This is a genomic window from Nostoc sp. KVJ3 (genome assembly GCF_026127265.1).
In the GTDB taxonomy this organism is placed as follows: Bacteria; Cyanobacteriota; Cyanobacteriia; order Cyanobacteriales; family Nostocaceae; genus Nostoc.
In genome coordinates, this window is record NZ_WWFG01000003.1 from 273004 (window position 1) to 294597 (window position 21594).

Here is a 21594-nt window from a genome sequence, read left to right on the forward strand (position 1 = left end):
TCTTGAATACCAACCGATTGATCGTGATCTCAGGCGCAGCAATTTTGACATCCTTTTCTAGCCTCCCTGCCAACGCTCAAACTAATCAAAACCAATCTTTCTTAACTCAATTTCAACAAATTTATAGCAGCTTGCAGACTTACATTAGTAATTATCAGAAAGAATTTACTAAAAGTTTGGGCAAGTTAGAAGCTGAATTAACCCAGGCAATTGAATCTAGTGTTGGTGATTTGGGTATTCCTGATCCCCTAAAAGCTGGCAAGAATATCGAGAAAGTGATTCAGAAACAAGAAGGCGCGTTGCTGATATTAGACCCTCGCATTCAAGCCGGAAACGCTATTAAGGAATGGAACCAGCAATATACACGCGGTCAGTCAGAATCAGTACTAGGAGTTGAGGGTCAACGAGTGCAATCGCAAGAGGCAGCAATAACTAATGATGCCACTGCTCAATCAAGCGAAAATGCTGCCGCAGCCCAACAGGATGTTATTACCCAAGACATTCTTAAAAAGGTCGCTATTCAAAACTTGCAAAATGTTGTGATTGCCAAGTCTATCCACTCAGAGGCACAAAAGCAATCCCGTTCCTTGGCTGTTGCAAATATTAACCTTGCCGATATTTCAAACAGGCTTGATGAGCAAGCTGCGGCGAAGGATCAGGAATCTAACGCCGCTACTCGCCAGATAATCCAATCTGCTGCCGCTAACGATTCATTCTGGAAGAATCAATAATCGAGTCACAATAACGTTACGATAACTCAAATGATAACGTTCTTAGTTATTCTTTTTGCCCAAACGACAGGGCAAAAAGCTGGAGAAGATACGGGCACTACGAATTCAGGCGAAATAGTCGAAGGGGCTATCTCAGGCGCAGACCTAATCTATAAATCGTTTGAGAATGATTGGCTAGAATTAGCATCTGGAACAAGCCCAATTTATACGGCTGTCGTCGCTGTTTCTACCCTCGCGGCTGTTGTGATGATTGGCTTTGCATCATTTGGCTGGTACAGGAAGTATGCAGAAGAAGGGTTTGGTTATGATTTCATAGCCGAGATGGTTTTGCCATTAGTAGTAATTGTAATGCTTAGTAATAATGGGTTCCTCCTAGCAAACACAACAGTCGCATTAAAAAACGTATCGACCGGACTAAACAGGAGTATTTTAAATATTACGAGAAATGGGGTCAATTTGAGAGATGCTATACGGAATGTAAACGCTGACCAAAGCTTTGTCTTAGCCGCACAGATAGCCTTAGCTAAGTGCGAAAAGCTCAACAACGAAAAGAAGGAAGGTGAAGAATTGAGCGAGAAACAAGCTTGTATCAAACAGGCTGTGGAGAATACACGAAAAGACGCGCAGAAAGCTAGAGAAAAGACTGGCGCGGGTTCTGGAGGAGGAAGTTGGAACCCATTAGACCTTAGTGGCGAACTAATCAATAGCGCAATCCAAGGTTTTGTTTACGTAATTCTCAGTGGACTATCAGCAGCTTTTCAATACATTGTCCAACTGTCATTCTTAATGATTGCATTCGCTGCCCCAATCTTCCTAGTTCTATCTTTGCTGCCTTTTCAAAGCAAGCCTATTTATGCTTGGCTTGCTGGCTGGTTAGGGCTAACACTGGTTCTCATTTCGTACTCCATAACTGTAGGTATTATTGCCAGCGCGATAGTCTCTAAGCCTTCCAGCAATCCTTTGCTATTGCAACTTTTACAAGCCATCTTTTCGCCATTACTCGCGGTAGCCATAGGTACTGGTGGCGGAATGGCTGTATTTTCAGCTTTCACTAGTGGGGTTAAATTCTCGGTGGGGTTAAGGAGATGAAATTATTAGAGAGAAAAGAGTTAAACTTTACCCCAATTTTCTTAATAGTCAATGCGGTTTTATTAACGCTTTTATTATTCATAGAAGTTCTCAATTTTGCTCGGATAGCAACAATTTCTAAGACGAAAGCTTCGACTTTGGTAGAATTGTCTGACGGCGAATCTATCAGAGTTCTTCCTATAGGGAGCCTTGAGCGAACGCCCCAAGCTATTACGCATTTTGTCGGGCAGACAATGACCGGACTTTTAAGTTGGAATGCTCTACCAAAGCCAACCGATGATTATAAGATAGACCCCAGCAAACAATTAAAATTAGACACTGGGATATCGACATCAAAAGCCAAGATTACTACTAGCACATGGGCTTGGGGCTTTGCGTTGTCAGAAGATTTTCGCGCCTCATTTCTTGAGGAGATAGGTAATCTCACGCCGCCCGATGTCTTTAATGGGTCTACGCAATCAATTCTAAAAGTCAGCCTCATCAGTCAGCCGACTCCTATTAAGGATGGGCAATGGAAAGTAGATATGGTTGCAGAGCTTGTTGTTTTCCAAGGCAGCAATTTAGTTGGTAAGCCCATCGCTTTTAACAAAACTGTATTTGTCAGGGCGATAGATACGGCTGCCCTGCCGAGATTTGCGTCCGATGTACAAGAAACCGCCTTTCGTGTTCGTAAAGCGGGGTTGGAAATTTACAAAATCCAAGATTTAGACTTATGAGCAAGAACAGCCAGTCAGCTTTGCCAGAGGCAAGTATTGAGATAGAAGCAAGGGAGCAGGGAGCTATTAGCTGGGGAGAAGGAACAGAAAGGGGGATTCGACCCCAACTGAACGAGAACCACTTAACAGAAGTGGGGGACGTAAGAACATGTTCCGCTCCGCAAACTAGGCAGGTGGAAGGGGTCATTTCCCCCAGCGAAGAGTCCCCAACCAAGAGCCTCTTCGTTGAGATAGAATCGCAAGATTTTGCCGCGATGAACGGCGCTAAAACTTCTCAAGCTAATGATTCAATTCAACCAGAACAGAATCCCGCCCCAGAAGAAATTGTTACTGCTCGAACAGTCTCGCAATCTCCACTCTTAAAAATGGGCGTTGTTGCCCTAATTTGCCTTCTCTTCGTGGCGCTCATTGGGGCAATGCTAGGCAACTCAATGAATGTGCTGAAGTTTTCCAAGGGCATTGTGCAACCACCCAAAGAAAAAGAGCAAACGCCCCTAGCAGAGCCGGAAAATGAGACGGGCAAGGATAAAACAGCGCTTGCTCTGACTAGCCAAAATTACGAGTTAAAGCAGATTCGCGATCGCTTGCCAAGCCCAACGCCAACCCCTAGCCCAACCCCATCCGCAATCGCACCCGTTATCCCTCCGATGCAACCAGTGCAGCGCGGACAACGTTCTTACCCAGTCGCCAGGCAGCCGACAGCGCCCTTCACTTTATCGAGAGCTAGAGTATCGCAGCCCCAGCCCAAAATTGCCCAGCCAGTTAGACAATCTCCTTTGGCGTTCCCGCAATCGATGCCAACAGCTGCAAGCTATGCCGTTCATGTTGATCCCGCACAGCAATGGCTTCTCGCTGCAAACGCTGGCAGTTTCAGGAGTTCAGTCGATGAATCAGAAAGCGAGAAACCCATCAAGACTAATGGAATTGAAGGAGGTACGGGAGGAGCTACACAAGTCGCCCAGAACACTAGCATTAATTACAACGCTCTTCGCGTACTCGTTGGCAGCACCGCAGAGGGCAGACTAGAAACGCCGATCGCCTGGGGCACTGGTGACGCGGGCAACCAGAATTACTTGGTGAAACTAACAAAACCCTTAAAAGCCTCAGATGGTAGCGACGTGCTGCCCGTAGGTGCTTATCTAGTTGTTCAACTAGCACAGTCCAATGGTTCGGGTTTCGCCAAACTACGCGGCGTTTCAGTATTGGTCAATATAAACGGCGATACGCAAGAGAAACCGCTACCACCAAACGCTGTTTTGATTATGGCTAAAAACGGCAGTTTCTTAAAAGCAGAGTCCCGTAAAGGTAGCAACCTGGGTAACAATTTCATTTCTGCGATTGTCGCGGGAGTTGCCAAGGCAGCAGAAATACAAAATCGCCCCACAAGTCAAACCAGTACTAACTCAAACGGATTTTCCACGCTTTCAACCACCAACGACGACAAAAACCTACCTGCTGCTTTTGGTGAAGGCGCTTTTAATAGCATTCTTGAAAATATCAAAAGCTCAAACGTCGCGCGTTCTCAGCAGTTAAGTGGCAAAGAAGAAGTGTTCGTGATCGATGCTGGCAAGTCAGTTCAAATATTCGTTAATCAAACAATATCGCTTTAGTCAATTCGCAATTCGCAATTAACACCCCACGGATGAATACGCTTCCTCTGAATATTGATACTACGTGTTTTATCTTTCCTGTTAAGAGTTAAGAGTTCCCTGTAAAAATGTTAAATAAACTCGCTATTGTTACAACCCTCTTAATAGTTACTGCCTCAAGTGCGGCAGCAATGCCCGTGCGGACGGTTTACGAGAACGATGCAAACTCCAACGCTATCGAATTAAAGGTGTGGAAGGGTTACGGATTAACTATTAATTTGATGTCTACAGGGGAAACTATCAAGCAAGTTTGGATCGGCGATCCCAGTCGCTTCGCCTTTACTTCAAATGGTGCTTTATGCCAGTCATCAGGCAACGATTCTGACTGCACAGGAGGCAAAGCGACTGTAATTTTCCTTCGCCAGATTGACCCGATCAAGTTTCCTGTTACCTCTAGCAGCAATGGAAGCACTCAAATTACATTACTTACCAATGAAAATCTTTATCAATTTAAGATAGTTCCCGCTAGTGGCAACCCAGCTTACACGAGCTTAGTGATTAAATCTGACTCAGCTCGTCCATTGCCAATTAGCCGTCCGCGAACGCCACTTCCCCTAACAGTTGAAAAACCGCAATCAGTGCCGCCAGTAGTCCAGCAGCCTTCGCCGCCACGACCACAAACAATAACAGTACAAAAGTCTCAGCCTGTTGCCTTAATGCGCCCCAATCCTGGGACTACACTAAATGGTGCGATTCAGAGAAACGATGCTAATGCTCTCGCTTTTGGGCTGGCAGAAGCTGGGCGCAAAGGTCAGGTTCGACCCGGATCTACCATCTGGAACAAGGTGCAAGATGCTATCAAGCTATTGCGGCGTGGCAAGACAAGAGATGAGGCAGTTTCGCTTTCTCAGGTCGATAAAACCACTTTTGATCAATTACTTGAATGGGGGCGATTGTGAGTGATTTCTTAAGATATATTCGTGAAGACCTAACCACTTTTTGTATTCGCGTAGGTTTGAAAGTGAAAGAAAAATGTCCCGATTACTCCAATAAAAATGATGAAATCTAAACTCTTTCTACTGACTGCAATAGCTTCTTTCGTTCCGCTTTCCGCCTCAGTCGCACAGACACCGACAATCAATTATTCGTATGGCTTGTACAAAACTGCTGCTCCCGATTGGTCAAAAATTACATGGGAAACGCTCCCGCCGATTCAGCAACCAGGATTTTTAAAGATACCTAAAAACCTGATTTCGATTTTTGGCTACGACCCCTCGCGCTCGTGGACAGCAGGGCAAAAAGTAGACTCTGTTGTGATGTTGGGCGATGCAGATGATGCTTTTAAGATGTCTGCCTTGAGCTTAAAGGCCATTGGGACGGTGGCTTTGCCCACTAGAGCCACAACCACCAAACCCACCCTCAAAGACTTTGGATTAATGCAATGGCAAACGCCCAAAACCTTGGTCAAGGCGATGCCTGAATTAAGCAATTTGAGCCTATCAGAAGTTCCCCCATTAGCCGACTATTTTCCAAGAATGGCGGCGGCGGCACTATTTCTCAGCTATAGTTCAAATCCTCAAGCCGCAAATTGACACTAGATAAGATTGATCTAAGTAAGTATTCTCTTAATTCAATTCCTGGATTGACAAAACTCACTAGGAAAGTTTCAATCATGGCAGCAAGCCTATGTGAATCAAATTCCTAAATAAGTCAAGTCCCTTTGATAAAATGCCTCAGCCTATTAGCTCTGGATAGACGTTGTGGGTATCGCTCGTTGTACTTGGACGGCAGAAAGGCGATGCAAGGCGGTAACAATTACTTTGTTCTGGCAGGTTGTCAGAGGCGATCGCACTTTAACAGTCGCTGTCCTCCGGAAGGAATGCTCATACTAGAAATGGGTGATTTTGCGGTTCTGAAGGTAGTTGTATGGCAAGCGTTGGGCTTCTGGTCATCCCAACAAGTCAAGGGTGGTTATGGAATTCTAGCCGCCGTGAATGGGGGCAAGGAACCCACGGGGCGGTTGTTATGGTAGTGGATTCAAAGTAGCGCTGACTGGAGTTAATGAATCCAAGGGACTGCCGACTTTGGCTTATTCTTTAGGATCTGTGCGCGACCGCCATTTCAGCAGAAAACTTGCACCCCTTACTTCATTGGGCCGTTCCCTGGTTGCCCGTGAGTGAGAATGATTGGTTATCGTGGGGACGGGACGATGACAGGGACTCCTAAGACTATTGTTAAGCCAAATCAATTTATTCCCGCAGGACTTGAATCAGCGCTGTTTTCTCCCGCAGGTTTAGGGGTACTCGTTTGTGGTGCGGTGATTGTAATCGCCAAAATCATCGATAGTAGGGGGGTAGCCAAGCTAGCGACGCGCGCTGGGGCGGGAAAGAGAGAAAACAGCGGCTCGTCAGTTGGCGTGTAAACAAATCCAGCAACGCTTGCATAACCGAGTATCGCTGTATGTGGGAACTCCCAAGAATAAACGAGCGAGGTTATTAATGGTGTCCGTAGAACTTGCATCCCTGAAGATTCAACAACCCTTTATTTTCCAGAGGCACAGCGGGGCATCCTAGTTTGTGGTGGCCCAGGGAGTGGAAAGTCATTTTCAATGATTAATCCGCTGATTCGCTCTGTAATTGATCAGGGCTTACCTCTGGCTTTATATGATTTCAAATACGCCTCCCAGGAATCAGCTGATTCTCCATCTAAAGGGCAAGCTCCAATACTTGCAGGGTATGCGATAGAACGCGGTTATCAGGTTACTGTGCTTGCCCCAGGCTTTGCAGAATCAGCAGTTGCCAACCCTATAGACTTTCTTCGCAGTAATGAAGACTCAGAAATGGCACGGCAGCTTGCGATTACACTCAATCGCAATTTCCAACTCGGTGATAAAGATTCTGGAAATAGCTTCTTTACCAACGCTGGCGATCAGTTAGTCCAAGCCGTCTTTATGCTGGCAAAGGGCACAGAGTATCCAGATATCATGATGTGCCAAGCGATACTAGGGTTGCCAAAGTTAGTTAAGCGCATTGAGCAAGCAGAAAATCTAAACTTCATGGTTAGAGAGGCTTTCGCACAGTTTGTATCTGTTGCAGGGTCGCCAGAAACAGCAGCTAGTATTGTGGGTACAGCTAGCGGATTGTTCAGCCGTTTTATGGTTAGTCGGCATTAGCAGCATTCTGTGGAAAAACTAATATTCCACTGGATTTGAAGGGACGGCAGATGGTGATTTTCGGGATGAACAAAGAAAAGCGTGATGTAATTGCGCCTTTGCTAGTCTCAATTCTACATCTATTAGTGAGCCGGAATGTAGCTAACAAACGTACTTGTCCTTGGTATTAGGGATTGATGAATTACCTACTCTTTATTTACCAGCACTGGTTGATTGGCTCAATCAGAATCGGGAAGATGGATTGGTATCGATACTGGGATTACAAAATCTCTCAATGCTGATTGAATCTATGGTGAAAACACAACTAATGCAATATTTGGTGGTTGTGCGACCAAAGCATTCTTTAATCCCCAAGATGATGTAGCTGCCGAACGATTTAGTAAGTTTTTAGGTGAAGAGAAATTAAATACAAGCAACGTTCTCGCTCATCAGGAGGTAAGGGTGGTGCAAGCATTTCTAATTCTGACCAAAACAGTACTCGCAAGTTATTTGATGTCAATCAATTTAACACTTTACCATCGGGGAAAGCAGTAATTATTAGTCCAGGTTTCCGTTCTCGTGGTCAAATAAGTTTGCCAATATTGCAATCAATTAAAATTCCTCAACATGAAATCCAATCGGAAGCTGACAGTGTGAAAGCTTGGTACGAGTTTCAAAAGTTTTTATCTAAAAAGTCTACTCTCTTAACTCCAGCAGATGAAGAAATGAAAATTCGCCGAGCCTCGGCTTTAAAATTGTTACCTTTGATAGAAACTCAAGAGCAGCTATCAGAATATGCGAGTCTGATTTAAATAAAATTGTCTGGAATAAAATTGAAGTCAAAAATACTTAGGATAAAATCCATGTCACCAAGTAAGTTTTACCCGTTCTCTGATTATGATAGAAAACAAATTGCTAAACTTCCTCCTGATATAGCAGCCCTAGCAGATAAATATCCGAGCGAGATTTTAAACACTGCTGATAGTTGGGATAACTTGCCTTTTGATGCTAACTATTTTCCTGAGTGTATTGAAGTCTATAGTGGCGATGCAGATGATGCCAACATTTTTGTATTAAATGGTGTAATGAAAGATTATATCCCAGCTATGCCGAAAAAAATACATCATCGATAACAGTGATGATTGATGGAGAATTTGCTTACATTGAAGTTGAAGGGAGACAGGTTCTTAATAAACTCGGTGGGATAGTTTTGCCAGAAGTAGCGATTAATCCTGAACTGTTAATTCAGTCAATTCTCAAAGGCGAAAAGAATGATTGATGATGGCGAATCGAAAGAAATTAAGCGAGATTATCTAGAAATTTTAGAATCTCTCCTCAAACTCATCCATGCCAAAGCTAAAGAAAAAGGATTAGATCCCAGCAAGGATGTTCATATCTACTCTAGCTCTAGCAAAGTTTATCAAGGAACATTGGGAGAATCCCCCTCTAAAAACTTATTGACACCAACGATAGTAGAGAACTTAAAAAAAGCTCTGTCTGACCCAAAAATTCTCAAGGTGCAATTTCTATTAAAATTGGTAATGAAAAAGTATTCCATATTAAAAATGGAGAAGTACTGACTGACAAATTAGGTTTAGCTCCGGCATCACAGAAAAATAAAGTTGTAAGTAATGAGCGAATCTACAGTGTAGAAGCTTTAGGAAAACAAGTGCAAGTATTGCAGAAAAAACTAAGCGAACAACAAAAACTTGTAGATAGTATCAAATCAGAACAGCTTTCACCCGAATCTTTATCACAACTAGCTGCTCAAGTTGCCGAAATGGGTAAATCTTTGGAGAAACAACAGCAGTTGATTGAAAACACCCAAAAAGTGTTGTCCCAGGTGAATGAACGTTCTTTACCACAAGTTCAAAATACGGTTCTTCAAAACTGGGTGGGTACGGTTGAGAACAAGGTAAAACAAACTGCCAAGAATGTTTTTGAGTGGGTTAAAGATGCGCTAACACCTGAAGTAACCAAGCTCAGAAAGGAAATTGCTTCGCTCAAATCTCAAGTTAATCAACAGGTTACTAGCCTCAAGGATGAAGTCAAATATCAGACTGACAGTGTAAGAAATGAACTCAATCAACAAGTCAATAATTTAACAGCCGAGTTACGTACACAGGTAGACGGTGTTAAAAACACTGTTGATCAAAGCCTTATGGGTGTCAAGTCAGCTATTGACAATACTCGAACTGAACTACGGGCTGCTGTTGAGGATGTTAAAGGTCAAGCAATTGAACAGAGTGTCAAAGCAATGCTGAATATCTTGGGCAAAGATAACCCTGATGGTTCTAAGAGTTTTAAAAGTACAAATTTTGATTTTGAACGCCTTGGCGATAATGTAATTGTTCGTGCCAAAAACGGCGAGACTGTTCTCACTGATGGAGTTTTATCGCCTAACGTTTCAGAGCAACAGTTACAGGCACTTGATAAGGTTCAATCTGTTGTTGATATGCATCATCAAATTCAGCAGGATTCTCAACAAGAATCACAATTTAGAAATATGCACAGGTAAGCCATGATCAAAGGGGAGCAATGCCCGCATTTCTCACAAGCTGCTTTGCGTATAAGTAATAAGTAATGAGTAATAAGTAATAAGTTAAGAATTTTATTCATTACTTCTTTAAGCAATAAGCAATAAGTAATAAGTAATGAGTAATAAGTTAAGAATTTTACTCCTTACTCATTACTCCTTGCTCACTACTCATTACTCCTCCATTCGAGGTGTGGTGAGAAATCCGGGAATGGTGTTCCATGATCAAAGGGGAGCGTAAAAATGATACTAATCCTAATCATTGGTTTGTTGTTTGCACTGGGTGGAATGATTTTTCTAGCTTGGCTGTTTGTTTTATTTCCACCTTCAATACCAAAGTCAAAGTATCGCTGGCAAGGTTTTAAGCAATCGCCATTACCACCTAAGAGTACAAAATCGTCTGACATTTCATCTCAAAATTTTGTACGACAAAGCCCAGCATCAACGCAAAAGACTCTCTTAGCTAAAAACTTTAACAAGCCTGTACGACAAAGCTCAGTACCAACGCAAAAGACTCTCTTAGCTAAAAATTTTAAAAAGCAATTACTACCAAGCCCAGCGCGAACAGCAAGGGTTAGATTACCTAAAAATCTTAAGAAACACTTGAACAATATTGAGTACGCTAGTCAAGTATTACTTGAGCTTCGTAGCATAACTCAATTAGCCAAATTGCCAGTAGTAATCGCTACGCTACGCAGGATATCGCCTTATGTTTTTGAAGAATTGGTACTCACTTGTTGCTTTGAACAGGGCTGGCAAATCCAACGCAACTTTCGGTACACCGGTGACGGCGGGATAGATGGTCGCGTGTTGATTTTGGGAAAGCTTTATGTAATCCAGGTTAAGCGTTACGCTGATTACATTAGCCCAGAACACATCAAAGATTTCCTGTGCTGTATTGAAGGAGAAGGAGCTAATGGTGGATTCTTCGTGCATACTGGCATAACTGGACAGTTATCAAAACAATTGATTCGTCGCTCCGACAAAATAATCTTAGTGAGCGGTCAGAAACTAGTAAATTTTGTCTTAGGTAAGCAGTTAAAAATAGTGGGAATAACAATACCAGTTAAAACAGTGAACAGTTATCAGTAAACAACTAACCTATGAATGAATGAATGAATGAATGGAAATATCTGATACCTGATAATTGATAACTGATAAGTTAGCGTCGAAACTGTAGATGCTCCCCGTTATCATCTGATTGTTGAGGGTTTATTTTCAATCTCTTCAGAATCGATGGTTTGTCATCTCTAATCAGTTGCCTAACGATGTTCATTTTCTCCTCAAAAGTCAATACTTTTGCATCAGTTGTAACACTCGTAAATAACTCGCTGACCTTTGCTCCTGTTACCTTTTCACCTTTGACATATTTTCCTACTTCCATAACTACTTCTGCCAATCTTTTAATATCTAAACCCTGAATCATCTGTTTGAGATGCAACTTTAATTCTGCTAGTAATGTTTTAGCTAAGGTTGATTCAGTAGCTGATTGCTCAACAGAGTTAGAGGTGGATAAAATAGCTCTCTTCTCTGCATGAGATTGCAACTCAGCCGTAACCGCTTCATCAAAGTCATTGAATGTAGTCTTAGATGCAACAAGTTGTTGATGAGATTGAGAAAGTTGTTCTGTCAATCCTAATACTGCTTGGTTTAAAGCAGACTCGACAGATGATTGCTCAATATAATCAGAGATTGACAGAATGGCTTTCTTCTCTGCATGAGATTGTAACTCTTGAGTCAAGGCTGTTTCAAAGTCATTGAATGTAGTCTTAGATGCAAGAAGTTGTTGACGAGATTGAGAAAGTTGCTCTGTCAATCCTAATACTGCTTGGTTTAAAGCAGACTCGATAGCTGATTGCTCAACATAATCAGAGATTGACAGAATGGCTTTGTTTTGTGCATGAGATTGCAACTCAGCCGTCAATGCTGTTTCAAACTCATTGAATGTACTTTTAGCAGCAAGAAGTTGTTGATGAGATTGAGAAAGTTGTTCTGTCAATCCTAATACTGCTTGGTTTAAAGCAGACTCAATAGCTGATTGCTCAACATAATCAGAGATTGACAGAATGGCTTTGTTTTGTGCATGAGATTGCAACTCAGCCGTAACCGCTTCATCAAAGTCATTAAATACAGTTTGAGCTTCAACTAACTGCTGATGAGATCGAGAAAGTTGCTCTGTTAAGCTTAATATTGTTTGGGTTAAAGCAGACTCGACAGCTGATTGCTCAATATAATCAGAGATTGACAGAATGGCTTTCTTCTCTGCATGAGATTGTAACTCTTGAGTCAAGGCTGTTTCAAAATCACTGAATGTACTTTTAGCAGTAACAAGTTGTTGATGAGATTGAGAAAGTTGCTCTGTCAATCCTAATACTGCTTGGTTTAAAGCAGACTCGATAGCTGATTGCTCAATATAATCAGAGATTGATAAAATAGCTCCTTTTTCTGCATGAGATTTTAACTCTTGAGTCAAGGCTGTTTCAAAGTCATTGAATGTACTTTTAGCAGCAACAAGTTGTTGATGAGATTGAGAAAGTTGTTTTGTTAACCCTAATACTGCTTGGTTTAAAGCAGACTCGATAGCTGATTGCTCAATATAATCAGAGATTGATAAAATAGCTCCTTTTTCTGCATGAGATTTTAACTCTTGAGTCAAGGCTGTTTCAAAGTCATTGAATGTACTTTTAGCAGTAACAAGTTGTTGATGAGATTGAGAAAGTTGCTCTGTCAATCCTAATACTGATTGGTTTAAAGCAGACTCGATAGCTGATTGCTCAACATAATCAGAGATTGATAAAATAGCTCCTTTTTCTGCATGAGGTTTTAACTCTTGAGTCAAGGCTGTTTCAAAGTCATTGAATGTAGTCTTAGATGCAAGAAGTTGTTGATGAGATTGAGAAAGTTGCTCTGTCAATCCTAATACTGATTGGGTTAAAGCAGACTCGATAGCTGATTGCTCAATATAATCAGAGATTGATAAAATAGCCCTCTTTTCTGCATGGGATTGCAACTCAGCTGTCAATACTTCCTCAAAGTCATTAAATGCAGTTTGATATTCAACTAACTGCTGATGAGATCGAGAAAGTTGCTCTGTTAATCCTAATACTGTTTGGGCTAAAGTAGATTCAATACTTGATTGCTCAATATAATCAAAAATTGACAAAATAGCTCTCTTTTCTGCATGGGATTGCAACTCAGCCGTCAATGCTGTTTCAAACTCATTGAATGTACTTTTAGCATTAACAACTTGTTGATGAGATTGAGAAAGTTGTTCTGTCAATCGTAATACTGCTTGGGTTAAAGCAGACTCGATAGCTGATTGCTCAACATAATCAGAGATTGACAGAATAGCTTTATTTTCTGCATAAGATTGCAACTCAGCCGTCAATGCTGTTTCAAACTCATTGAATGTACTTTTAGCAATGACAAGTTGTTGATGAGATTGAGAAAGTTGTTCTGTTAGCCCTAATATTGTTTGGGTTACAGCAGACTCGACAGCTGATTGCTCAATATAATCAGAGATTGTATTTAAGAGTTGTCTGGTGGCTGGTTGTGAAGAATGGACATAATTTGCTTCTCTATTAAAAATTGTTGAATCTTGTCCGTTAATTTGTCTTGAGAGTTTCTCTGTTCGTTGACCTCGAAGCCCATCATCTGTAGAGCTTTGGTTAATTCCTGCAATATCGTCTCCATGCTCGAAGACTTTTTCGAGTTCAGCATCTCGGTTAATTGCTGCAAGAAGTTCGACTGATTCGCGCTCATTTCGATTAGGTTCTCGGCTTGGCTCGTTTCTAAGAACTCGATTTTCTGGGTCAATTGCTGGCTGTTGGTTTGTAACTGCTCGAAATTCTTGTTCAATTGCTCTATCTTCTCGGTTAGGAACTGTATCTGAGTTAGGTTGTTGTCGTTGGTTAAAGTCATGGGTTTGTACCTGTGGTTTATTTTGTAAAAGATAGGGAACAGGCAATGGGGAACAGGCAACAGTTTTTTCTATTTCCTCTTCCCTGTGTGTTGGTAAGAGATCCAATTTGTCATTCCCTGTTGCCCGTTCCCTGTTGCCTGTTCCCTCAAGTTGTATAGAACGTTGTTCTGGTATCGGCTTACGCAAAGGTGGAAAAGCCGCAGTCTTTGAATGCTGATTCTGCTGTTGCCAGTCCCGAAAGGTTGGAGCAAGATGACTCAATTTCTCGTAAGCGAGTGGCCCACTTGCGACTATGAAATCATCAACACCTTTAGAAGGCCCTGGCAAGCTGACAACTTTTACTCTTGCTCCAGCTTCTTGTAACAATCTTCCAGTCACGGAAATATCTCGCTCGATATGGAGCTTAGTTTCAGGCTTGGTTTCGTAGTCAAAGCAGAACTTGAAAACTCTCCCTGGTGTGGCGAAAACCGCTAATTCCTCATGTAGGTAAGACTTACCGATTTTTTTACCAAACTCATCTTTGGGAGTTCGGTATCCCGATGAAATCCCAGGTAGCCCAATGGCAGCATGACCCTGACTCAACAGACTGGCTGCTTTTTTCGCGCCTTCTGCTAGAGCACAGGGGATATTATGTTTCCAGACACAGTACCAAAATCCTGACTGGCGATCGCGATCACTGGGGTTCACCTTGTGTTTGGAGTAAATGCGTTCGGCAATATCGTCAGGGACATCTAGCAAGAAGATACTTAATTCAACTTTTGGGGGATGCTCATATTTAATGAATTTCCCTTCAATTATTTGCCCAGACTCATCTTTTTTGGGTCTTGGTTGATTTGGCTTGTAGCATCCCCATCGTTTAATCGGCGGTTTCTCACCTGGCTTTAAGTTAGCAAATGTTCGCGCATCAACTCCAGCATCACACCACCATCCACCAGCATCAAGATGCGAATATGCCCTTATAAAACCATCTGTTAGCCGTCCTGTATTTGTTCGATTCAGTTTTTCGCTGACCATGAGCCGTTCCCAGGCTTCATGCTCACCACCTGCATAGTTAAACTGAAGACTCTCAAAGTTCAACGCTGTAATATCGGGATGAATAGCACTATTTTCAAACTCCTGCCAATCCTTTGGTTCAATAAAATTGGGAATGTCTTCAGTATGATATGGTGTCCAAAACGCTTCTGTGGGGACAGGAGATTTCAGTACTGGCTTAGAGAAAACCGATTCAACAGTATTATAATTTGGTGTCTCTTTCAAGACGGGCAAGACTTTCGGTACTTTTATTGATGAATCATGGCTTGTTGTTCGGCTAGATGCAACTGATTTCACAATTGGCCCGACATTTGGAGTAGATACTGTCGTCTCTTGTTTTAGTACTGGCTTCTCAAAAGGGGCACTTATATTTATAGTTATTGCTTGGTGCTGCTTGAAAGTCGATTTCTGAATTTGTTTTCGTAGCAATTCCAAAGCATTCTCTTTGGCTTTCGACTGTTGCGCCAACTCTACCAATCGCGTTGGATCTTCGGTGTAAATTTTTAATTCATGCCTTGCACGGCTGGCAGCAACATAAAAACTTTCCTGTCCAATAGTGAAATCTGCCGAAATTAACACCCGATCCGCAGTTTTCCCCTGACTACTATATGTTGTACTCACAAGGGCATAGTCTAAGTTTTGCGCCTGTGCCAAACTAATGGATTCAGTACGCTCATCAGCATATTTAATCTGGACGATATTCAGGTCGATCGCTGTTACAGTAAATTCCTGCCCGTTGCGTCGTCCCAATTGCCGATCGTTTTTCTTCCATTGCAAGCGATCGCCCACAGCAATTTCAATCTGGTGACTCTGGTAAACCGCTTTCTCAAAAGCCGTGTCTACATCCATTACCTGACCATTATCACCAATTAGGGTCAACTTATCAGTAGTTCGACCTACCACTTCATATAATTTGCCTTTATCCAGCCCCCGGCGTTTGTAATCCCGTGTGGGCATGACCACATCACCAATTTCAAAGTTATGGGCAAACCGCATCTGTACTTTTGTCAGATTTTTGGTTTGCAATTGGGTGATGGTTGCAGTTTCTCCCAAAGTTCCTTCACCCTTGAGCTTCGAGCGAATCGCTTGGGTAAGGGCAAGTCTTTCTGTATTTGTTCCAGCTAACACAAGAGTTTTGAGTCGCTGCTCTGGTGTCCCTACTATATAATCATTGGCGATCTGCTCTATTTTGGATTCTGAAGAAACAGTTTTTATTGAGCCGGTCGCCAGTAGATGTTCAAATCCCGCTTCTACTCTGCCATCGGCAATTAAATCTACTGCCAGCTTCAGTTGAGGGTCTTTTTGGCGCAACGATTCATTGAGGTGTGCGGTTTTGATTCCCGCCTGTTGCAAGGATTTGAAGGGATTCCCTGCTGATACTGCTGACAACTGCCGAGTGTCACCGACTAAAATCACCCTAGCTTGAAGTAAGGTTGCTCGTTGTAGGAGTGCATGGGCATCCTTAGCACTGAGTAAACCCGCTTCGTCCACAATCCAGATTTGATTTGGTTCAATTTCTTGTGGTTCAGTGACAAGTAATCTAGCCACTGTAAGAGACTGAATTTCTAACTCTTCACTCAAAACCTTAGCAGCAGAGGAACTAGGGGCAAAGCCAATAATAGTGTATCCGGCATCTGTGGCTATCGCTTTCAACTCCTTGAGGGCGAAAGTCTTACCAGCACCAGCTACTCCCTGCCATGCAATGAACTGGTCAGATGTTGTTGCAGCTAATTCTACTGCTTGGCGCTGTCCGGTATTTAGTAAGGTTTTCTGTAACTGGCTCTCAACTACTTCTCTATTAGTTATTGGGACTACTTTTCCAACACCTTGCTGCATCAACTCAATCGTCGCCAACTCCCGCCTCACTGCTGTCATCGTCGTAAATTGGTGAGTTAACCCTGGCAAACCGATTAACTCCTGATGTTCTCTAACCAGGGGTGCAATCGCTGTTACATCCGTAGCTAAACGTGATTCTAGGATGAATTTTTCTAAATCCTCTTGTCTAAAAGCGACATTTCTCTCACTGCAATGTGCGATCGCATCATCTAACGCATCAATCAGACTTTTTTGCTCAACCACAAGAGGAGCGTGTTCTTTTCTTGGTTCTCCTGGCTTGACAAACGTGATACCTAACGCCGCAGCTTCTTCTTTCCACAATGCAACTAATTCTGATTCTGGTAGTTTCTGCTTGCGCTGGCGGGTATCATCCCAAATTTTTTCACGTTCGGCCCAAGTGGAAAAAGCACCAGATGAGGCGATGATTTGCTGTCGCCGCTTAGAAAATGCCTCTAAATCCTCGAATTTAAACCCTTTTATATCAAACTGCCCATGTAAACGAAGCTCTGTCTCGTAGCCAAGCTTCTGCACCTCACGCGCCAGAGAGCTTTGGTATGCCATCCCCAAGAATTTCTTATTGGCGAATATTTCATTATTGCCCAAACTCAACCACCTACCATCTGGAGTTTGGGTCATGTTCATCAGCAAACAATGGGTGTGCAGATGTGGGTCTAAATCCCGACTTTCGATGTGATCGAACTGCGCGACGACCAAGTTACCAGTCTTAACCCTATGTCTCTTGTTATCGTCTGTCACTCTGGTATAGGCGTAACGCTGCTCTATTAGCTCCAGGGTTTCTTTTAGCGCCTGATGATGGGCATCGATTAACCGTGTATCCCCACCCACCAATGCCATCAAGCTTACACTTTTGGGCGCAGAAAATGTACAGTCTAATGCGGCTCTGCGTTCTCCTTTCCCCTTTTCTTTGACTACTCTGGCATTCAATACCTCACGACCATCAGGCGTAAGCCCCTCAATGATATTTTTAAAAGCGTCTTCGTCATCGACTGCCCCTGACAACCCCAACTTTTTAGCACCTTGACCATTCCAAAGCGACTTTCCTTGGTGATAGTAATTCTTGATGAAGTAGTTCACCGCCATCTCTGAGGACACGTTAGCCGCTGTTAGCATGGCTCACCTCTGTTATGGGGTTTACAAAAGTTAATCCTTGTTCTATTCCATCTGTTAGTGCGGCCTACTCTCGTCAAGAAATTCTGATTATTTTCTCTTATTGCAAGATAATCACCCTTGCAATAAGTATTGAAGTCAAAATCAATCCCCGTCATCAAACTTCGTAGTGCTTGATGACGAATGAAAATTTTTTCGTGAGACTTTGACCAAAACAAAATTTTATTTCCCCAACTCTCCTGTCATTTAATATAGCAAAAAATCGAGCATTCTTTCCGCCAAATATGGCGTACTGTGCGTCACAAAAAGATGGATTCCAAGCCTTATGGTTCTTGAAGCTAATTACTAGATAATTGGGATAATCCTTGAAAAAATTGGGAATTATTAGGAAGTACTAGGAAGTCTTGGGAAGTCTTAGGAATTGTTGGAAAATATTAAGCTAATGAGAATATGGAGAGGAGATGATGTTAAATAGTTGAAAAGGTAAGAAATGAATTGGAGATTTGGGAGATATTGTTTAGATATTGGGAGATGTTGAATGTAATTGGTGATTATTGGGAATTGAGAGATTTTGTGGAGATTTTCTATCAGATGCACGAATTCATGATTTGTCAAAGAGTATTGCTAAAACTGTAATCTTTCTTTGTAAATGTGGAAAAAATCACGGTTTGGGCGGTTCAAGTTGAGAGTAATTATCAATTAGATAGACAAAAAAAGGGTCAAAAACAGGGAGAAATTTTCTTGTGGATTTAATGTTGAGTCTTGATCCGGGAACTTCAATGACGAAGATGGTTTATCGTGTTCTCTCGGAGATTTCGTACAAGTCAGAATTGCTGTGTATGGAACCAGAGTTAATTAAGATTTCCAAAGATTCGTTGGATTTATATGAGTCTGGGCAAATGAATCGGCCCAATCCAGAGAATGAAGCGTGGATAGAGTACAACGAAGAATATTATGCGGTTGGGTTTTTGGCACAAAAGTATTTTGAAGCGCGAATCAATTTTTTAGAACTCAAGTATGAGAACGCGATTCCAAAAACTTTGGCAGCAGTGGGGGCAATAGCGATTAGAGATTCTTTGAAGGCAAACTTTGATTTATCCTTGGGACTGCTATTGCCTTATGGGGAGTGGGAAGATAGAGAAAGATTGGAGAGGGGTTTAATATCGGCACTGTCTAGCTTTAGCTTTCGAGGGAAACAATTTTGTATAAATCTGATTAACTTTCAGTGCTTGCCCGAAGGTGGGGGACTGATATTGACGCGAAGTAAAAAACTTGGCACAGATTTCAATAAAATGAACATTGCTGTGGTGATGGTGGGATTTCGGGATATATCAGCCGTAATCTTTGAGCGTGGTATCTCAACTGGAAAAACGGAAGGATTGGGCTTGGCGTGGATGCTGGAGAGAATCAAAAGCCGAACATCAGGGCAAAACTTACATGAACTGTTAAAGGCTGTTCATCTATCAGGCCCGACATTGAAACCGAGATACTGCAAACCTTTGGCTCGGAGCAAGAAGTCTGATTTTCAGGTTGAGGAGATAGCACAAATTATTGAAGTGGCTGACTTATCTCGTAAAGAATACTGGGAAAAGGTATCCACTTGGCTCAAAATTAATATTCCTGCCCATATTGAGCAAGTCATTATTGGTGGTGGAACGTCGGAATATTTAGGCTCGGAGTTGAAAAATTTGTTTACTCATACCGACATTTCATGGGCAGCAGAATTATCTGAGGATGTGCGTTTAGCTTTTAACCTGCCGATTAAAAAAGATGCCTTGTGCTTGCGTTTCACTGATGTATATGGATTGTTTCGTTACCAACACGCTACATTTCGTAATTCGTAATGACGCTCCTGCGTCGCTACCGCTACGCTAACGTAATTCGTAATAGTAATTTGCTTGTGAAGAGAGGAATATTAGAATGTTTTCAGATGTTGAGTTTCGCTTACGAAGTAGAGTTAAGGCTGATAGTTCCGAAGCCGTGGTAATTAAGTATCTAAACTCCAGAAATACTCTTTATCCTGCTAAAGATATGGCGATGATTGCTATCAGCACCTATTGGCTTCCTTTAGCTTATCAAGCTGTGAATCAATCAGTGGATTTAGAGCCACACATTCGTGCTTGTCTTTACCGCCTTCAACTCCACTCTTCATATTTGATGGGACTGCTGGGAGAAATCCCGCCTCAAGGAACGCCGATGATTGCAGTAGCCTCTAATCAATCACAGCCACTACAACTAATACAATCATCACCATTACCAATATCCAGGACTTCAGTCAAAGAACCATTACAAATAGCCAGAACTCCTGTACCAGAAGAATCGGAGTCGGGAACTGACTGGTTAAATCCGTTTTAGGACTGACCATTTTTTGAATTGATTTGACGCATTGCTCCTTTCTGAGCATCTTTTTCAGTGAACGCAAATATGTCGTTTCAAGCTTTTTAACTAGGAGTGCATGATTATGTATCAACCACAAGAACTTTTTAACGACCTTTCACCATCAGAAATTAGCCGGACTTTACGCTTGAGTGGGATACCTGAAAAAGAGTCATATACCGAGAATGATGCAGACAGGTTTCGTGAATGTCGCACCTTAATTGAGCAGGGTAGAAATGATGAGGAAGTAATGGCTCTATTATCTCCAATTGTTGACAATGCACTGTCAGAAACTCAGGGCAATTCCTCGTCGTCAACGAAGAATGGAGGGAAAAAACAAGGAAAAAAAGCCCAATTACCATTAGATATCACTGAATTACTAGTTATTGCTCGTGAAAGAGGCTATAAAATCGCACTTTCTCAGGCTTTAATAATTCTCCAAGTCTGCGGACTATCTGAGCAAGATGAGTATAGCTCGGATGAGTGCGAACACTTTCTTGAAACCTACAAATCAATAAAAGAGCAAAACAAATCCTTTGAAGAAGTTGCAGCCAGCTTAACAACTCTAGGTAAAAGCGAAAATTCTCAACAATTAAAATTAGATGCAGTGATTGAGAATGTTAGTGAAAAAGCTGTAGCGGCAAGAGAAGATTTATCTAGCTTGATTGATAAAATTACTGCTGCTCAGGCTGAAGAAGCCCCAGAGTTAGTTCAATCACTTTACCTGAAAAATGTTGCACTGAAATTACAACAGAGCGATTCTGAAAATAACCTCTTCGCTCAATTAGAAGAAAGAATCATGGCGAGAATCGCCGAAAAAAAGCAGCAGAGGCTACAGTTATCTGGAGTGACTTGGGAGACGACACCCTTACCATCTTCTTCGCCCACGCCGATGCTGTCGCCCAACGCATTAGAGAATGGAACGAATACCGATTAAAACAAGAAATTGCAGCCAAAGAACGCACTATTGATATTCAAGTCGAAAAAGCCTCCGATGCTAAAGCTAATAAATTAGCTGCTCACAAGCTGGAAAAAATACAGGCATGGAACGAAGCACAACTAGAACGTCAAAAACTTCGTCAAAAACGCTTTGAACAGTTCAAAGGACTTGTTTTTTGGCTCGGTGGTTGGGTCGGTTCTGGCCGCTCTGGTATTTTCTTTTTTGGCTCTGCCATGTTAGCTTCTGCGACTTTTGCAGGAGTAACAATCATTAATCTGCCAACAAATCTTTCCTGTCCTGATCCCAAAAGTCCCTGTTATCTGGTATATCAAATGCGATTTAACAATAAAAGTGTGATTCTTCCACAACAGACCAAGGATATTATTGCTGAGTATGAGCGCAATAAGAGTAAACCTAAACGGCGCAGATAATTAAGTTTTGGGGAAAGAGAAACTGTCTGTTTTAGTTTTCCCTATCTTTGGAACAGCATCGAATGGCATGAAGACTCATGTGAAATATCGTCAGGGCAGGGTGTTGGGTGTAGTGTT

Annotated in this window: 22 protein-coding genes; 21 read left to right on the forward strand and 1 reads right to left on the reverse strand. The window is 42.1% G+C overall.

The genetic code is table 11. The features are described from left to right. Positions 1–2 precede the first annotated feature (2 nt). The 17 genes from GTQ43_RS32530 (at position 3) to GTQ43_RS32610 (ending at position 10904) form a co-directional block, all read left to right on the forward strand. On the forward strand, positions 3–731 hold the full coding sequence (locus GTQ43_RS32530; protein ID WP_265276860.1) for a hypothetical protein: 729 nt from the start codon (positions 3–5) through the stop codon (positions 729–731). 30 nt (positions 732–761) lie between these two features. After that, positions 762–1820 carry a hypothetical protein gene (locus GTQ43_RS32535; protein ID WP_265276861.1) on the forward strand — a complete coding sequence of 353 codons (1059 nt, stop codon included), beginning with the start codon at positions 762–764 and terminating at the stop codon, positions 1818–1820. Continuing rightward, entirely contained in the window at positions 1817–2536 is a 720-nt protein-coding gene (locus tag GTQ43_RS32540) for a hypothetical protein (protein ID WP_265276863.1), read from the forward strand. The genes GTQ43_RS32535 and GTQ43_RS32540 overlap by 4 nt, the downstream gene beginning before the upstream one ends. Continuing rightward, positions 2533–4146: a hypothetical protein gene (locus tag GTQ43_RS32545; protein WP_265276864.1), complete on the forward strand. Its 1614-nt coding sequence runs from the start codon at positions 2533–2535 to the stop codon at positions 4144–4146. The genes GTQ43_RS32540 and GTQ43_RS32545 overlap by 4 nt, the downstream gene beginning before the upstream one ends. A 107-nt stretch (positions 4147–4253) precedes the next feature. Then, on the forward strand, positions 4254–5084 hold the full coding sequence (locus tag GTQ43_RS32550) for a hypothetical protein (protein ID WP_265276865.1): 831 nt from the start codon (positions 4254–4256) through the stop codon (positions 5082–5084). 96 nt (positions 5085–5180) lie between these two features. After that, a complete protein-coding gene (locus tag GTQ43_RS32555) occupies positions 5181–5717 on the forward strand; it encodes a hypothetical protein (RefSeq protein WP_265276868.1) in 537 nt (178 codons plus the stop codon). A gap of 206 nt (positions 5718–5923) precedes the next feature. Further along, on the forward strand, positions 5924–6157 hold the full coding sequence (locus GTQ43_RS32560) for a hypothetical protein (RefSeq protein ID WP_265276870.1): 234 nt from the start codon (positions 5924–5926) through the stop codon (positions 6155–6157). 177 nt (positions 6158–6334) lie between these two features. After that, positions 6335–6547 (forward strand): hypothetical protein, encoded by a 213-nt coding sequence (locus tag GTQ43_RS32565; protein ID WP_265276871.1) that lies wholly within the window; start codon positions 6335–6337, stop codon positions 6545–6547. A 186-nt stretch (positions 6548–6733) separates the two neighbouring features. Beyond that, positions 6734–7297, forward strand: a complete 564-nt coding sequence (locus GTQ43_RS32570) for a hypothetical protein (protein WP_265276873.1) — start codon at positions 6734–6736, stop codon at positions 7295–7297. 154 nt (positions 7298–7451) lie between these two features. Then, the gene (locus tag GTQ43_RS32575) at positions 7452–7661 is read left to right on the forward strand and encodes a hypothetical protein (protein WP_265276874.1); all 210 of its coding nucleotides are present in this window, start codon (positions 7452–7454) and stop codon (positions 7659–7661) included. Further along, positions 7610–7831 carry a hypothetical protein gene (locus tag GTQ43_RS32580; RefSeq protein WP_265277030.1) on the forward strand — a complete coding sequence of 74 codons (222 nt, stop codon included), beginning with the start codon at positions 7610–7612 and terminating at the stop codon, positions 7829–7831. Before GTQ43_RS32575 ends, GTQ43_RS32580 begins: the two co-directional genes overlap by 52 nt. Before the next feature lie 47 nt (positions 7832–7878). After that, positions 7879–8088, forward strand: a complete 210-nt coding sequence (locus GTQ43_RS32585) for a hypothetical protein (protein WP_265276876.1) — start codon at positions 7879–7881, stop codon at positions 8086–8088. Between the two features lie 51 nt (positions 8089–8139). Continuing rightward, positions 8140–8409 (forward strand): hypothetical protein, encoded by a 270-nt coding sequence (locus GTQ43_RS32590; protein ID WP_265276877.1) that lies wholly within the window; start codon positions 8140–8142, stop codon positions 8407–8409. A 5-nt stretch (positions 8410–8414) separates the two neighbouring features. Then, on the forward strand, positions 8415–8555 hold the full coding sequence (locus tag GTQ43_RS32595) for a hypothetical protein (protein ID WP_265276879.1): 141 nt from the start codon (positions 8415–8417) through the stop codon (positions 8553–8555). Further along, on the forward strand, positions 8548–8856 hold the full coding sequence (locus tag GTQ43_RS32600; RefSeq protein WP_265276881.1) for a hypothetical protein: 309 nt from the start codon (positions 8548–8550) through the stop codon (positions 8854–8856). The genes GTQ43_RS32595 and GTQ43_RS32600 overlap by 8 nt, the downstream gene beginning before the upstream one ends. A 98-nt stretch (positions 8857–8954) precedes the next feature. Continuing rightward, positions 8955–9794: a hypothetical protein gene (locus tag GTQ43_RS32605; protein WP_265276882.1), complete on the forward strand. Its 840-nt coding sequence runs from the start codon at positions 8955–8957 to the stop codon at positions 9792–9794. A 261-nt stretch (positions 9795–10055) separates the two neighbouring features. Continuing rightward, positions 10056–10904, forward strand: a complete 849-nt coding sequence (locus GTQ43_RS32610) for a restriction endonuclease (RefSeq protein ID WP_265276883.1) — start codon at positions 10056–10058, stop codon at positions 10902–10904. A 70-nt stretch (positions 10905–10974) separates the two neighbouring features. On the opposite strand, the gene mobF is transcribed toward GTQ43_RS32610, so the two are convergent. Beyond that, the gene (gene mobF, locus GTQ43_RS32615) at positions 10975–17733 is read right to left on the reverse strand and encodes a MobF family relaxase (protein WP_265276884.1); all 6759 of its coding nucleotides are present in this window, start codon (positions 17731–17733) and stop codon (positions 10975–10977) included. 749 nt (positions 17734–18482) lie between these two features. Here mobF and GTQ43_RS32620 point away from each other — a divergent pair. From GTQ43_RS32620 to GTQ43_RS32635, 4 genes are all read left to right on the forward strand, one after another. Next, complete coding sequence (locus GTQ43_RS32620) at positions 18483–19574, forward strand: ParM/StbA family protein (protein WP_265277031.1); 1092 nt, start codon at positions 18483–18485, stop codon at positions 19572–19574. Between the two features lie 76 nt (positions 19575–19650). Further along, positions 19651–20085, forward strand: a complete 435-nt coding sequence (locus tag GTQ43_RS32625) for a hypothetical protein (protein WP_265276885.1) — start codon at positions 19651–19653, stop codon at positions 20083–20085. 106 nt (positions 20086–20191) lie between these two features. Beyond that, positions 20192–21043: a hypothetical protein gene (locus tag GTQ43_RS32630; protein WP_265276887.1), complete on the forward strand. Its 852-nt coding sequence runs from the start codon at positions 20192–20194 to the stop codon at positions 21041–21043. Continuing rightward, positions 20959–21477 (forward strand): hypothetical protein, encoded by a 519-nt coding sequence (locus GTQ43_RS32635; RefSeq protein ID WP_190965091.1) that lies wholly within the window; start codon positions 20959–20961, stop codon positions 21475–21477. Before GTQ43_RS32630 ends, GTQ43_RS32635 begins: the two co-directional genes overlap by 85 nt. The last annotated feature ends 117 nt before the right edge of the window (positions 21478–21594 follow it).